The sequence below is a fragment of the Pseudovibrio sp. FO-BEG1 genome (genome assembly GCF_000236645.1).
Lineage (GTDB): Bacteria > Pseudomonadota > Alphaproteobacteria > Rhizobiales > Stappiaceae > Pseudovibrio.
In genome coordinates, this window is record NC_016642.1 from 1,772,752 (window position 1) to 1,786,742 (window position 13,991).

Genomic DNA, 13,991 nt, shown 5'->3' on the forward strand with positions numbered 1-13,991 from the left:
AGATCTGGTGGTATCTATATTTTAAAGAGCTCAGGGCGAAGATATTGGCCAAGGACAAAGCGGCCAGATCGGAGAACTGTAAAAGATGAAGAGCCGGTACGTTTGCTCAAGTCGTTTTAGAAAGTTGGACTTTATGCGCTACTTTAAAGCTGCTGCACTTGCAGTCACACTGATGATCTTCGCAGGCCTCTCCAGCCTGTCAGCGGCCTTTGCAAAAACTCCAATTAACGCCGTGGCAACCGTTGGCATGGTGGCTGATGCAGTCCGCGCTGTCGGTGGCGACAACGTCACTGTCGAAGCGCTCATGGGGACCGGCATCGACCCGCACTCTTACCGTCAGACCCGCTCCGACGTTGTAAAGATGGGCCGTGCAGACGCAATCTTCGCAAATGGCTTGTTTCTGGAAGCGCAGATGGAAGATCTGCTGCTCAAGCTGCAAAAGCGCAAACCAGTCTTCTTCATTGGAGAAACCATCGACTCCGCAAATTTGGAAGGCTCAACAGCCTACACAGGCCGTTATGACCCACACGTCTGGATGAGCCCAACTCTCTGGAAAGGTGCGGTTGATGGCGTCACAGAAGCATTCATTTCTATTGACCCTGAAAACGAGCAGGAATACCGCGATAACGCAGCAGCTTACCTTGTGCAAGTGCAGGAGCTTGCTGACTATGGCGACAAAATCCTCAAGACAGTTCCGCAGGAGCGCCGTGTTCTCGTAACCGCGCATGATGCGTTCACCTATCTTGGCCGCGACTTCGATCTGGAAGTGGTTGGCGTTCAGGGCATCTCCACCAACTCGGAAGCTGGCCTGCAGCGCATTGAGGAGCTAGTAGACCTTCTCGTAGATCGAAAAATCACAGCAGTGTTTGTTGAATCGTCAGTATCAGAGCGCAACGTGCGTGCATTGGTGGAAGGCGCTGAAGCCAAAGGCCACAAAGTGGAAGTGGGCGGCGAGCTCTTCTCCGATGCGATGGGGCAGTCCAACACCTATGAGGGAACGTATATCGGTATGATCGACCACAATATGACGTCGATTACCCGCGCTCTGGGCGGTGTCGCTCCTGCGCGAGGCATGCAAGGTAAACTTGGAGCAGGTCACTAACATGCACGACAGAAGTTCCTCCGGCCTGCACCTGTTACACGATACCGATGCAGGCAAAAACATAAGACCAGAAGATCTGCCGTTCACCGTGCAGGGCATGACAGTTGCATACCATCACAAGCCAGTTCTTTGGGGCGTTTCCTACTCGGCTCCAAAAGGATGTCTCACAGCGATCATCGGTCCTAACGGGGCAGGCAAGTCCACATTCCTCAAAGCAGCGCTGGGCCTGATCCCGAAGCTTTCTGGTGAAACCAAGGTGTTCGGTGAACCAATCGAAAAGGCCCTGAAGCGCATCGCTTATGTTCCGCAGCGCTCAGCCGTGGATTGGGACTTCCCGGCGACAGCCATCGATGTGGTGATGATGGGCCTTTACGGCCAAATCGGCTGGTTCCGCTGGCCATCCCGCAAACATCGCCAAAAGGCAATGGACTGCCTGGAATCCGTTGGCATGCAGGACTTTGCAAACCGCCAGATCGGCCAGCTTTCAGGCGGCCAGCAGCAGCGCGTGTTCCTTGCCCGTGCACTGGCGCAGGACTCTGAAGTCTATCTGATGGATGAGCCGTTTGCGGGCGTGGATGCGGCAACAGAAAAAGCAATCGTTGCCGTGCTTCGTCAGCTTGTTGCAGACGGTAAAACCGTGCTCGTCGTGCACCATGATCTTGAAACCGTACGCGACTACTACTCCCACATTCTGCTGCTCAATGGCCAGCATGTGGCGGACGGTCCGGTCGAAACAACCTTCACCCCGGAAAACTTGCAGAAAGCGTATGGCGGACGCCTTGCCAGCACCCAGCTGGATGGCCTCTCAGAAGCCTCAGGCGCATAAGGCAAAGCTATGGAACAGTTCTTTGCCGCCCTCACTCTGTCTGCAGGCTACAACACAGCACTGGTCTGCATCGGCGCTGCTCTTCTGGGCGCGGCCAGCGGTGCAATCGGTGTCTTTGTTTTGCTCAGAAAACGCACGCTGGTCTCTGATGCCGTCAGCCACGCGACACTTCCCGGCGTAGCGCTCGCTTTTATCATTGCGCAGGTCTACTTCGGCTCTGGCCGTTCTCTCCCAGTGCTTCTGTTCGGCGCGGCCTTGTCTGCCGGCATCGGAGTGCTGGCGGTGGACTGGATCAAAACCCACACCCGCCTAACAGAAGATGCAGCCATCGGCACCGTGCTCTCCACCTTCTTTGCAGTCGGCATGGTCTTGCTCACCATCATCCAGTCCATGTCCATCTCAGGGCAGGCAGGTCTGGAAGGCTTCCTCCTCGGCGCAACCTCCGGCATGCTCAAGTCTGAAGCGCTGACAATCGCCGTCGCAGCAGCCCTCGTTGGCCTTGCCGTTGTGCTGCGCATGAAAGAATTCTCGCTGCTCTGCTTTGACGAAGGCTTTGCAGCGGCCAGTGGCTACAACGTCCGTTGGCTCGACCGTACCCTTCTTCTCTTGCTTCTCGGCATCGTGGTCATCGGCCTCAAAACCGTTGGTCTCGTGCTCATCATCGCTCTGGCCATCATCCCGCCCGTCGCTGCCCGTTTCTGGACAGACCGTGTGCCGGTGTTGGTTGCTATTGCAGCAGGAATTGGCGCCTCGGGAAGCTACATTGGAGCTGCTCTCTCAGCCAGCGCCCCAAACATGCCAACCGGCGGTTTGATTGTGCTGGTGCTCTTCAGCTTCTTTGTGGTTTCCCTCCTTGTCTCGCCCGTTCGTGGAGTACTCGCTGCAGCGCTCAAGCACTACCGCTTCCAGCGCATCGTGCACCTGCGTCAGGGCTTACTCGCCATCGCGCATAATGAGCCGGTGCTCGAACCTCTGACCCGCTCCATCCTGCGCAGAGGCGGGTTTATGAGCGGAGACGGCCAGCCAACCGTAAAAGGTCAGTCAGAAGCACGCCTGATTGAACGTGATCAGAAGCTCTGGAACCTCTACCGCGAAATGCACCCGGAAGAGTCCCATGCACTTGCAGACTGGTCCCTGAAGCCAATCGGCGAAGTCCTGCCTGCTGACACTGTTAAGGTGCTGGAGCGGGAACTTAGCCCCCATGTGGTGCACCCTGAAGATAATGGCAAAGGAGGAACAAACTGATGGATATCTTCCTGCAATTTGACCTCCCAAGCATCCTGCTGGGCTCACTGGCAGCACTGGCCTGTGGTCTGCTCGGCAACTTCCTCGTCCTGCGCAAGCAAGCGCTCATGGGCGATGCAATCTCCCACGTAGTGCTGCCCGGCATCGTGCTCGGCTTCCTGTTCTCCCATGAAACGGGCTCCTGGGCCATGATGATCGGGGCAGGGATGGCAGCCATCTTCGCGGTACTGCTCATCGAACTCATCCGCCGCATCGGCAATGTGGAACCCGGCGCTGCCATGGGCGTGGTCTTCACCACCATGTTTGCAGCTGGCGTTGTCATTCTGGAGCAGACCGGAACCGCAGGCGTTCACCTTGACGTAGAGCACGCTCTATACGGCAATCTGGAAAGCGCCATCTGGCTGGATGCTTACACTCTCTCAGATCTTTGGAACTGGCAGGCACTGTCCACGCTACCAGAGAGCATCAAACAGCTGTTCATCGTCAACTTGTTGGTGATCGCTTTCATCGTGCTGTTCTTCAAAGAGCTGAAGATCTCCAGCTTCGATCCGCTGCTCTCCGCCAGCCTCGGCTTCTCACCAAAATGGCTCGGCTTGTCACTCATCGTGATGGTTGCCATTGCAGCAGTTGCAGCGTTCAGTGCAGTGGGCTCAATCCTTGTGATCGCCATGTTTATCTGCCCGGCTGCCACAGCGCGCATGCTGACCGATAACCTGAAGACCCAGCTCTTCATCTCAGGCATTGCCTCACTGTCCGCTGGCCTGTTCGGATACCTGCTCGCAGCCTTCGGTCCGGGCCTGCTGGGCTACGAATTTTCGGTCTCTGCTGCCGGTATGATTGCTGTTGTCGCTGGTCTGCAGCAGGTGCTCGCCATGTTGTTCGCGCCGCACTATGGCGTCGTCATGCGCCGCCGCCGGCAAAGGGAGCATGTCAGCGCCTGAAAGAGCCTGTAGACTTCGACAATGAAAAGGGAGTGCCCCAAAAGGCGCTCCCTTTTTTAGTTTGCCAAATAAATAACAGATTGAAATTACCTAGAGTTTTTCGCTCAACTTATAGAAATACAAATACAATATTGCGTAGCTCGCTAATAATGAGCTACGCTCGATAAGTTAATATACGTAAATTGTCATGGGTCTGTCACAGGTTGCAGTTAGCTGCCTAGGTGATGGAACCAGAGAGGTGTCGAATCTCTGCATCGCACCTTGGTTGCTATTAGAATTTCTTAGTCTCTTGAGGGCCCGTTAATGTCTATCTCTCGTCGTTCAGTACTGAAAGGCACTGCTGCAGCGTCCGCCGCTGCTGTTGCTGCTCCTGCAATTTTGAAGGCCTCTGATGCGCTGGCATCTTCTGGTCAGGTGAATGTATTCGCATGGGGCGACTACGTTCAGGACAACATGATCAAGAAGTTTGAAGGTGATACAGGGATCAAGATCAACCTGTCCACCTTCGGCTCCAATGACGAAGCTGAGCAGAAGCTGAAAGCAGCTGGCGGCAAAGGCTTTGACGTGATCTTCCCGTCCATCACCAACGGTGCGAACTACTACCCGGATGACCTGCTGGCCCCACTGGACGAAAGCAAGCTCAAGGTGGATGCCGTTGTGCCGTCCATGCTGCGCGACAGTGTGAAGCTCGGCGGCACCTACCGCGGCAAGCGCATGCTGCTGCCATTCGACTGGGGCACAGAAGCTATCACCTTCGACAGTACCGTCTTCCCGCTCTCAAACGACGAAGTCTCCTTCGGCTCTCTCTGGGCTCCGGAAGCCAAAGGCAAGGCTGCATTCCGTCAGAAATCCGCTCTGATCGGCACAGGCCTGTACCTCGACGCGATCGGCAAGGTGAAATCCAACCGCATGCTCGACGTGTACAAGACCGAAGAAGACGCCCGCCGCGTCTGGGATGAAGTGGCCAAGTTCATCATCGAGCGCAAAGAAAACATCGCTGCGTTCTGGAACAACGCGACCGAAGCCACCAACGCCTTCAAACAGGCAGGCGCGTCCATCGGCCAGACATGGGATACAACCGGTCTGCTGCTCAGCCGTGAAGATGCAAAGTGGAAATACCGCATGCCAAAAGAAGGCGGCATGACCTGGATGGATTCCATGGGCATTCCAAGCGGTGCTGAAAACACTGAGCAGGCCTATGCCTTCATCAACGCCATGCTTGATCCGGAAATGGCTGGTATGTTCAGCGCAAACACCGGCTACAACTCCGCTGTTGTAGGCGCCGCCAACCATGCAGGCGAAACCTACAAGAAGCAGTTCCTGGAGATCTACAACAACGACACCCTCGCGAACCTGTGGTGGTACCCGGCTGACACGCCGTGGTTTGCACCGCTTCGTCAGGAGTACGTGGACAAGATCACCAACGCCTAATGGTGTTGGCAGCAAAGCGCGGCATCAGCCGCGCTTTGCGTATCAGCTTGCAATCGCAGCGGTGGCACAGGCGCCGTTTTTGCAAGGAAGGAACTGCGCTCTGGCATGGCCAGTAGCCGAGCGGAAAACCTCAGGTTTCCATCCCTGAAAACCATAAGATAAAGCAATAGGCCCTTCATGCATGGCAATGATGTAATTCTCGAAAACCTCTCCATGAGATTTGGCGATTTTGTCGCCGTTCAGCCCACGAACCTCAAAATCAATGCTGGTGAGTTTTTCTCTATCCTCGGCCCGTCCGGCTGCGGAAAAACAACCATCCTGCGCATGATCTCTGGCTTCCTCAGTCCCTCTCAGGGCCGCGTCGTCATTGGCGACAAAGACATGTCCGGCATTCGCGCCAATGCCAGACCGACCGCTCTGATCTTCCAGAACCTCGCGCTCTTCCCGCTCATGAGCGTACGAGACAACATCGCCTTCGGTCTGGAAGCACGCGGCATTTCCAAAAAGATCCGCCACGAAAAAGCGCAGGAGCTCCTGTCCCTCGTCGCACTGGACGGGCAGGGCGATAAACTGCCAACAGAACTCTCTGGTGGTCAGCGCCAGCGCGTTGCCATTGCCCGTGCTCTCGCAGTTGAGCCATCCGTGCTCCTGCTTGACGAGCCGCTTTCCGCGCTGGATCTGAAGCTGCGCCAGCACATGCGTGCCGAGCTAAAAGAGCTGCAGCGCAAAACCGGCGTCACCTTCATCTACATCACCCATGATCAGGGTGAAGCGCTCACCATGTCAGACCGTGTCGCGGTCATGAACCACGGCGTAGTGGAACAGGTCGCCACCTCTGATGAAATCTACGCCCACCCGGTCACCCCATTCGTCGCCAGCTTTGTGGGCGAACAGAACGTCTTCAAAGGCAAGGTTGTTGGCAGGGAAGGCGACTTCGCTGTTCTGGAAACCTCCCAAGGCAAGCTGTTCGGACAGAACGCACATGGCTTGAACGAAGGGGAGGACGCCATCCTCTTCGTTCGCCCGGAACGCGTCACGCTGGAAGAAAAGGACGGCCAGCAAAACGGCCTGTCTGCAAAACTGGAACGCCGCGATCTGGAAGGACCGTTTGTGAACCTGCACATGCGGGCAGGGGATCAGCCAATCGCAGTCCATGTCACCAACGTGGAGAAAACACACCAGCCACTCGGCTCTGATCAGAACCTCTGGTTCGCAGCACAGGATGCTGTTGTGATGCGTCCAGGAGAGCTGGCCAGTGAATAGTCTGATCAAAAGTTACGGCAAAGGGCTCACGGCTCTTTTCATGGGGCTGGCAGCACTCTGGATCGTGCTCCTCATCGTCTTGCCCCAGTTCTCCATGATTGAGCGCGCCTTCACCTATGAGGACAGAGGTGGAGCTGCGGCTACACTGGCGTTGGAGATCGACCGTGCCTACGAAGAAGTGTTTCAGATCAACACCTCGCTGGAAGAGCTGGATGCGGAAAAAGACGCGGTCAATGCAGGGGAGGCAACAGCCAAGCCGCAGGACGGTGCCTCGTCTCTCAACCCGTTTGCCAAACCAGAACCCTCCACCCCTGGTGGTGCATCTGGCCTGAACCCATTCGCAGAAGAGAGCCCGGCACCGTCAAACGATGCCACCGGCCTCAATCCATTTGCAGAGCCTTCCGGCAATGACACCACCGGCCTGAACCCGTTTGGGGCGCCATCGTCTGGCGGGGCAACAAACGCGACCCGCACGATTGCTGAAATCGAAGCTGAAGTAGAACCGCTTCTTGCCAGAAAAGGCGAGTTAGAAGCAAAGATCGCCACACTGGAGGCCGAGGAGAAAGCCACCAGCGAAAGCGTAGGTTTGGACACCTCGTACTCTCTCAAAAACTTCACCATGATGAGTTCGATCCACTTCCAGATTTTCCTCGCAACCATCGCCTACGCGCTTTGCGTCACCATTCTGGCGTTCATCATGTGTTATCCGGTGGCTTACGCTGTCGCCACAACAACCAGCCGCAACAAACTCGCCATCCTGATGATTGGTCTGCTGATCCCCTATGCGATCAACGAGCTGTTGCGCATCTTCTCGTGGATCATGATCCTGGAGAAGCAAGGCATCCTGAATGGACTGCTCGATCTGTTGGGTATCATCAACCTGGAGGCAGGAGAGGGCTTCCGCTTTGTCGCCTCAAACGGCGCAGTCTTCACAGTGATGGTCTACGCCTACGTGCTGTTCATGGTCTTCCCGATCTACAACACCATCGACACACTGGACAAAAATCAGATTGAAGCGGCCCGAGATCTGGGTGCCTCCACATGGCGTATTCATTGGCGTGTGGTCCTGCCACATGCCAAACCGGGCATTGCTGTTGGCGCGATCATGACCTTCATGCTCTCGGCTGGATCCATCGCGGTTCCAAGCGCTGTGGGCCGTGGTCTGCATCCAGACTGGTTTAGTCAGGTGATCTACCGCCGCTTCTTTGAGGCTGACAGCTGGAACCAGGGCGCCGCCTATTCTCTGGCACTTCTGGTCGCCTGTATCGTCTTTATTCTGTTCAATATGTGGGTCTTCCGCGTCGGTATCCGGGACATCGCGAAATGACGGCAACAACTCTTGAAAGCACCGGCGTGACAGAAACAGCTAAAACTCCAATCGATTGGGCGTCCGCCGTCTTGAACGGCTATCTGGTGATTTTCTTCGCCTATATGTTCCTGCCGATGATCTTCATGGTGATCGCAGCCTTCAACTCAGCGCCAACCCCTTCGGTTATTGACTGGCAGGGCTTCACGCTGGATTGGTTCCGCGCTTTGCCGCAGGATCAGCGGTTCATTGATGGCCTTGTGCACTCCCTTATCATTGCTGTGGGCGTGATTGTCATCTCCATCCCGCTGGGCCTTGCAGGCGCGTTGCTGCTCACCCGCCTGCAGTCTCAGGCAACAACCTTCCTCTACACCGTTCTGGTCTCACCCATGCTCACACCGGGCATCGTGCTGGGTGCAACCACGCTCATCTTCTGGCGCGACGCGTTTGGCGTGGAAGGCGGCCTGTTCACCGCAACCATCGCTCAATCCAGCTTCATCGCCTCCTACTGCATGCTCATGTTCATGGCCCGCTTGCAGCGTCAGGACATCGTGCTGGAAGAAGCTGCGCTGGATCTGGGGGCGTCCTCGTTCTTCGTGTTCCGCCGCATCACGCTGCCCTTCCTGATGCCCACAATATTGACCGCATCCGCCATCGCGTTTTTGCAGTCCATTGAGAACTACAACACCACCTTCTTTGCCATTGGCCCAAGCTGGACCCTTGTGACAGAGATTGGCGCGCGCATGCGCTTTGGTATATCCCCTGTCATCAATGTCATCGGTGTTCTCTTTGTAGCAATTACGATAATTGCTGCTACAGTCTACGTGATGGCAAGCCGCAGGAAGGGACGCGGCTGACAGATCTATTTTGGGGGGAAGCAATGACATCAGGCGAAATGGGTGTCTTGGAGCAATTTTCATTGTGCAAGGCAGAGGTGCTTCTGCCTGCCTCTGCCCAAAGCGCCTATGTGTGTTTTCTCGAGAAAATCGACGCATGGTGGCCTGCGGAATACAGGTTCTCCCCGGATGGTGTTTTAGGCATAGAGCCGCTGGTGGGCGGCTCGTGCTTTGAAGATGTGGAAGACGGCAGACGCCTGCACTGGGGCACCATTCAGGAGCTGGAAGAGGGCAGTAAGATCGTCCTTGCCTGGCAGATCTCTCCCAAACGCCTGCTCATTGAAGACCCGCAAAAGGCTGGCATCGTGACAATTCAGTTTTCAGATGTTGAGGGTGGCACCCAGCTCAAACTGGTGCATAGTCATTTTGAACGCTACGGAGACGGTTGGCGGGAGTACCTGCGCGCCATGAACTCCAGCGCCGGGTGGGCCTACTGCCTGAACAAGCTGAAAACCGCCATTGTGAAGATCTAGGCACCTCGCTCAACGCGATGCCGGTTCTCCAATGAAACGACGCATTTAGGAGCCCTCATGAAGCTCAAGTTCCGTTGTCTGCCAGAACTTCATGGCCACATTCCAGAGCCGGTTGAGGCAAAGTCAGCGCTTCCAGAATGGTTGAAAGACATCCCTTCAACCGTGGAAAGTGAGCTGCTGGGCAACGAACAGGTGCGCACCCTCAAACACTGCCCACCCATCATTGACGGCTTCTCCACGGGCATCCTCTTCAAACTGCCCTGTGATGTGACGATGAAAGACGGCGAGTTCTCGTGGCACTGGCCCAAACCGGTCTCACCAAAAGCACAGCAAACTCGATCCCCCATCGGCCTGCATGTGCCGGAACAAGCAACCGGGGCGCCGCTGGGCACGAACCCCGGCGATTTCATCATCAAGCTCAACAACTTCTGGAGCATCGAGGCTCCGGAAGGCATCTCACTGCTCTTCACTCATCCCCTCAATCGCGAGGAACTGCCGTTCAGAACGCTGGCTGGCGTGGTAGATTGTGATCGCTTCAAAGGTGGTTTTGTGCACTTCCCGGCGCTTTGGAAGAACCCGGAGTTTGAAGGTACGCTCCAAGCTGGCACCCCCATCGCACAGGCCTTCCCCTTCAAGCGGGAAGCAATGGAGCTGGATTGTGCCCCGATGGATGAGGCAGAGTTCGAAACTCATTTAGACACGCAAAACAAACTGCAGGCAGAGCCGGGACACTACCGCAAGTCTGTTCGCGCCAAACGCTCCGTGGATGCGTAAAGGTGAGGGGGCTTCTAATCTCTAGGGCAGCATAGCCTTTGAGTTGAGCGGCACACGGCCAAAGGAGCCCTGGCTCATAATCTTCAAAAGTTCAGGACGCACAGGTGGGTTGTTGGCAAACAGGCGCCGCAGCATACTGATACCTTCTTCATCCCCCATCATCTGCATGGCCTCGGCAGCACCCAGAATGTTCTCCGCATCATTCTCAATCTCAGCCCGCTTCTGGAACGCCTGCAACGCAAGATCCGGCACTTCCATGTGAAGCGCAATGCGCGCCAGATTCAGCAATCCGTCTCCATCATCGGGGTAGGCGGCTGTGTACTCGGCGAAGTCATTAAGGGCGGTGTTGAAATCTTCCATGTCCAGACAAGCCGCAGCTCGCTCAAACATTGCGCCTTGGTGCTGCGGTGAAAATTCCAGCGTCTTCTCAAAGTTCTCAAGGGCCTGAGTATTATTGCCTGCACGCCGGCGCACAAGGCCCAGATTGTACCAGAGGCTCGGGTTGGTCTCGTCTTCTTCCAGCATGAGAAGAATATACTTCTCCGCTTCTGGCCAGTTTTCCTGCGAAATTGCTGCTTCCAGTTTTTCCAGAATCTCTTCCATCATCAGCCCTTCGTTCCGCGTCCTAAAGCGTGCCCCAGCAAGCAAACTGCCCTCACTCTCAGGTCCACCCGCAGTACCTATTTAAAGGCGCAGGCCATTTAAATACAATTACCAAAGGTAAGAGTGAGATGACACTTCGCTTCAATTGGGCTCTAAACGCAAAAGATGAGAGTTGCGTGACGTTGAACCTGCCTCAAATGAAGCTTTGCCGATTAATTATTATTCCTCAGCTTCTCTTCTGCTTGATTTGTTAAACCTGCTAAATATATAACCGCGCCAACGCGTCGAAAATGTCTGAGTGGATCTACGCCATTTCCTAAGTGGACCGAACCTCCAAGATCCTTGGTTTCGCTACGTCTCCTTGTGGGGAAATTGCAAAAATGAGCAGCCGCCGTCGCGAGAATGTCATGCTGACCCAGTTAAATTCTCGGTCAGTCTGAAAGAAAAAACAACGTAAACGCGCAGCGGCGTTTAGAGAGTGGCACGTATGTCCCTGGATACTGACAAGGAAGAAAAGCAGATAAATCAGGAGCCGTTGAGACTGGGTCTCAACAGGCAGGCGATTTATCGCAAAACCGTCGATGTACGCTGGATCCTTCTGGCCGCCGCAGGCATTTTTGCTGTCTTCTCTGTTGCCTTTCAGGTGCCCGTCTGGGCCTCATTCTTCGCCTACGCTCTCATCTTCATTCTGGTCATCGGCGGCGGCATGAAAAGCCGCACAAAGGTCAAAGCGCCAAGCGGTGTCAGCCGCAAGGAAGCCAGCGAGATCGTGGATCGCGGCATGAAGTCCGCCGTCAACGCACTGCCGGACCCGTGTTTCGTCGTCGACTACCGCGGTACCACCCAGTACGTGAACCTCGCCGCACAGCGCCGCTTCGGCACCATCGCGGTGGGGGATCCTCTGTCCTTCCGCATCCGTGCACCATCCTTGCTGGAAGCGCTGGATCGCGTCTCCAATGGTGGTTCTACTGAAGTCATCGACTGGACCGAAAAGGTGCCAATGGAACTGTGGCTGGAAGCGCATATCGCGCCGCTCTGGTCCGTCTCCAGCGGAAACCTTGCAGTCCCTCGTGGACGCCCGGGCCTCATCCTTGTCGTCATCCGCGACCTGACCGAAGCCCGCCGTCTAGAGCGTATGCGCGCCGACTTTGTCGCTAACGCCTCACACGAGTTGCGCACGCCGCTTGCCTCCCTCACAGGCTTTATCGAAACCTTACAGGGACCAGCGAAAGGCGACCCGAAGGCGCAGGACCAGTTCCTCGGCATCATGCTGGATCAAGCAGAGCGCATGCGTCGTCTCATTGATGATCTGCTGTCTCTGTCCCGCATCGAGATGAAAGTGCACGTCCAGCCCGAAACCCTCGTGGACCTCGGCCTGATCATGCGCCACTCCGTGGAATCGCTGCTGCCCGTCGCCAAGGAAAATGGCGTCGAGTTGAATGTGACAGTGCCCGATGAACCTGCAGAGATTCGCGGTGAAAACGACGAGCTGGTTCAGGTCTTCAACAATCTGGTCGAAAACGCCCTGAAATACGGCTCTAGCGGTGGCCGAGTCGATGTCACATGCCGCCCGGACCCTGATTCCACCGAGACACCGCATTGGATCGCAGAGGTTCGTGACTACGGCCCGGGCATCGATCCGGAACACCTGCCGCGATTAACCGAGCGTTTCTACCGGGTTGACGTGGTCACCTCCCGTCAGATGAAGGGCACAGGCCTCGGTCTGGCCATCGTAAAACACATTCTGACTCGCCATAGGGCCCGTCTGGAAATCGAAAGTAAGCCGGATGAAGGCGCCTGCTTCCGTGTGTTCATACCCGGTGCCGTTATTTATGACGAAAATGAACTCGATTAAAAATATGTAGCAAAATCAATCTCTTGCGATGTCATAAAACTGATACTCAACGTTCATATAACCATCACAGCCAAACGCTAGGTTACAGCCAGCTCACAGCCGGGGCGCTGTGAGGTGAACGTAATTAATCAGTTTTAAAACCAAGACTCTCAGGAGACTTCAGGTGAAAATCAAGGCATTCGCAAGCGTCGCAGCGCTCGCTCTCGCAGGTACCATTGCTGCAGGTTCCGCACAGGCTCGTGATCAGATTCAGATCGTTGGTTCCTCCACTGTTTTCCCATTTGCAACAGCAGTAGCTGAGCAGTTTGGTCAGAAAACAAACTTCAAAACACCAGTTGTTGAATCCACTGGTTCCGGTGGCGGCATCAAGCTCTTCTGTGAAGGCGTTGGCGAAAACACACCTGACATCACCAACGCTTCCCGCCGCATGAAGGCAAAGGAGCTGGTCAAGTGTAATGAGGCTGGCGTAACCCCGGTTGAAGTCACTGTTGGTTTCGACGGCATCGTTCTGGCAAACTCCAAAGCGGGCGCTCAGCTGGACCTGACCCTTGATCAGGTATTCCTGGCTCTGGCGAAAGAAGTCCCGGTTGACGGCAAGCTGGTTGCAAACCCATACCAGAAGTGGTCCGACATCGACCCATCTCTGCCAAACACCAAGATCGAAGTTCTCGGTCCTCCTCCAACATCCGGTACCCGTGATGCATTTGCTGAGCTGGCAATGCAGGGTGGCTGTAAGAAAGTTGCAGGCGCTGCAGAACTCGGCCTGAAGAAAAAAGCATGTCACGAAGTTCGTGAAGACGGTGCTTACATCGAAGCTGGTGAGAACGACAACCTGATCGTTCAGAAGCTGGAAGCAAACCCGAACGCACTCGGCATCTTCGGTTTCTCCTTCCTCGACCAGAACGCTGACAAAATGCAGGGCGCAAACATCAACGGTGTTGCTCCTACTTTTGATGCGATCGCAGCTGGTGACTACCCAGTGTCCCGTTCTCTGTTCTTCTACATCAAGAAAGAGCACGTTGGCGTCATCCCAGGCATCGCAGAATACCTGGCTGAGTTCACCAACGAAGACACCTGGGGCGACGAAGGTTACCTGGCAGACAAGGGTCTGATCCCACTGCCAGCAGCTGACCGCGCATCAGTTTCCAAGTCTGCATCAGCTCTGACACCACTTGCATTCTAATTGCAAAAAATCAGAGAGCGGTCAGCACCTCAGCTGACCGCTTTCACGCATCCGCAAAAGGTCGACAGCGCGTTCGGGTGCTTCCAAACAAAC

General features: G+C 55.5%; 13 protein-coding genes. 12 read left to right on the forward strand and 1 reads right to left on the reverse strand.

Annotated features, from left to right (window positions below; all coding sequences use genetic code 11):
* The first annotated feature begins 133 nt into the window (after positions 1 to 133).
* The 10 genes from PSE_RS08120 (at position 134) to PSE_RS08170 (ending at position 10,257) form a co-directional block, all read left to right on the forward strand.
* Positions 134 to 1,102, forward strand: a complete 969-nt coding sequence (locus tag PSE_RS08120) for a metal ABC transporter solute-binding protein, Zn/Mn family (protein WP_014284413.1) — start codon at positions 134 to 136, stop codon at positions 1,100 to 1,102.
* Position 1,103: 1 nt separating this feature from the next.
* Positions 1,104 to 1,928: a metal ABC transporter ATP-binding protein gene (locus PSE_RS08125; protein ID WP_014284414.1), complete on the forward strand. Its 825-nt coding sequence runs from the start codon at positions 1,104 to 1,106 to the stop codon at positions 1,926 to 1,928.
* A 9-nt stretch (positions 1,929 to 1,937) separates the two neighbouring features.
* Entirely contained in the window at positions 1,938 to 3,173 is a 1,236-nt protein-coding gene (locus PSE_RS08130; protein WP_014284415.1) for a metal ABC transporter permease, read from the forward strand.
* A complete protein-coding gene (locus tag PSE_RS08135) occupies positions 3,173 to 4,114 on the forward strand; it encodes a metal ABC transporter permease (RefSeq protein ID WP_014284416.1) in 942 nt (313 codons plus the stop codon). The genes PSE_RS08130 and PSE_RS08135 overlap by 1 nt, the downstream gene beginning before the upstream one ends.
* A gap of 303 nt (positions 4,115 to 4,417) precedes the next feature.
* Positions 4,418 to 5,545, forward strand: a complete 1,128-nt coding sequence (locus PSE_RS08140) for an extracellular solute-binding protein (RefSeq protein WP_008549908.1) — start codon at positions 4,418 to 4,420, stop codon at positions 5,543 to 5,545.
* A 177-nt stretch (positions 5,546 to 5,722) separates the two neighbouring features.
* Complete coding sequence (locus tag PSE_RS08150) at positions 5,723 to 6,808, forward strand: ABC transporter ATP-binding protein (RefSeq protein ID WP_008549533.1); 1,086 nt, start codon at positions 5,723 to 5,725, stop codon at positions 6,806 to 6,808.
* Positions 6,801 to 8,135: an ABC transporter permease subunit gene (locus PSE_RS08155; RefSeq protein ID WP_041768152.1), complete on the forward strand. Its 1,335-nt coding sequence runs from the start codon at positions 6,801 to 6,803 to the stop codon at positions 8,133 to 8,135. The genes PSE_RS08150 and PSE_RS08155 overlap by 8 nt, the downstream gene beginning before the upstream one ends.
* Positions 8,132 to 8,971 (forward strand): ABC transporter permease, encoded by an 840-nt coding sequence (locus tag PSE_RS08160; RefSeq protein ID WP_008549831.1) that lies wholly within the window; start codon positions 8,132 to 8,134, stop codon positions 8,969 to 8,971. The genes PSE_RS08155 and PSE_RS08160 overlap by 4 nt, the downstream gene beginning before the upstream one ends.
* 23 nt (positions 8,972 to 8,994) lie before the next feature.
* Positions 8,995 to 9,483: an SRPBCC family protein gene (locus PSE_RS08165; RefSeq protein ID WP_008549934.1), complete on the forward strand. Its 489-nt coding sequence runs from the start codon at positions 8,995 to 8,997 to the stop codon at positions 9,481 to 9,483.
* A gap of 57 nt (positions 9,484 to 9,540) precedes the next feature.
* Positions 9,541 to 10,257, forward strand: coding sequence for a hypothetical protein (locus tag PSE_RS08170; protein WP_014284419.1), 717 nt, complete (start codon positions 9,541 to 9,543; stop codon positions 10,255 to 10,257).
* Positions 10,258 to 10,278: 21 nt separating this feature from the next.
* Here the strand turns inward: PSE_RS08170 and PSE_RS08175 are convergent, their stop codons facing one another.
* Positions 10,279 to 10,863 (reverse strand): tetratricopeptide repeat protein, encoded by a 585-nt coding sequence (locus tag PSE_RS08175; protein WP_014284420.1) that lies wholly within the window; start codon positions 10,861 to 10,863, stop codon positions 10,279 to 10,281.
* 484 nt (positions 10,864 to 11,347) lie between these two features.
* Between PSE_RS08175 and PSE_RS08180 the strand changes: the two genes are divergently transcribed.
* Together PSE_RS08180 and PSE_RS08185 are read left to right on the forward strand one after the other, a co-directional pair.
* The gene (locus PSE_RS08180) at positions 11,348 to 12,715 is read left to right on the forward strand and encodes an ATP-binding protein (protein WP_014284421.1); all 1,368 of its coding nucleotides are present in this window, start codon (positions 11,348 to 11,350) and stop codon (positions 12,713 to 12,715) included.
* Positions 12,716 to 12,878: 163 nt separating this feature from the next.
* Complete coding sequence (locus tag PSE_RS08185) at positions 12,879 to 13,898, forward strand: PstS family phosphate ABC transporter substrate-binding protein (RefSeq protein WP_014284422.1); 1,020 nt, start codon at positions 12,879 to 12,881, stop codon at positions 13,896 to 13,898.
* Positions 13,899 to 13,991 lie beyond the last annotated feature (93 nt).

What these genes read in the sequence shown, in the direction of transcription:
- PSE_RS08135 (WP_014284416.1), top strand. Translation starts at nt 3,173, where the DNA reads ATGGATATCTTCCTGCAATTTGACCTCCCAAGCATCCTGCTGGGCTCA.
- PSE_RS08120 (WP_014284413.1), top strand. Translation starts at nt 134, where the DNA reads ATGCGCTACTTTAAAGCTGCTGCACTTGCAGTCACACTGATGATCTTC.
- PSE_RS08170 (WP_014284419.1), top strand. Translation starts at nt 9,541, where the DNA reads ATGAAGCTCAAGTTCCGTTGTCTGCCAGAACTTCATGGCCACATTCCA.
- PSE_RS08180 (WP_014284421.1), top strand. Translation starts at nt 11,348, where the DNA reads ATGTCCCTGGATACTGACAAGGAAGAAAAGCAGATAAATCAGGAGCCG.
- PSE_RS08130 (WP_014284415.1), top strand. Translation starts at nt 1,938, where the DNA reads ATGGAACAGTTCTTTGCCGCCCTCACTCTGTCTGCAGGCTACAACACA.
- PSE_RS08125 (WP_014284414.1), top strand. Translation starts at nt 1,104, where the DNA reads ATGCACGACAGAAGTTCCTCCGGCCTGCACCTGTTACACGATACCGAT.
- PSE_RS08165 (WP_008549934.1), top strand. Translation starts at nt 8,995, where the DNA reads ATGACATCAGGCGAAATGGGTGTCTTGGAGCAATTTTCATTGTGCAAG.
- PSE_RS08150 (WP_008549533.1), top strand. Translation starts at nt 5,723, where the DNA reads ATGCATGGCAATGATGTAATTCTCGAAAACCTCTCCATGAGATTTGGC.
- PSE_RS08175 (WP_014284420.1), bottom strand. Translation starts at nt 10,863, where the DNA reads ATGATGGAAGAGATTCTGGAAAAACTGGAAGCAGCAATTTCGCAGGAA.
- PSE_RS08160 (WP_008549831.1), top strand. Translation starts at nt 8,132, where the DNA reads ATGACGGCAACAACTCTTGAAAGCACCGGCGTGACAGAAACAGCTAAA.
- PSE_RS08140 (WP_008549908.1), top strand. Translation starts at nt 4,418, where the DNA reads ATGTCTATCTCTCGTCGTTCAGTACTGAAAGGCACTGCTGCAGCGTCC.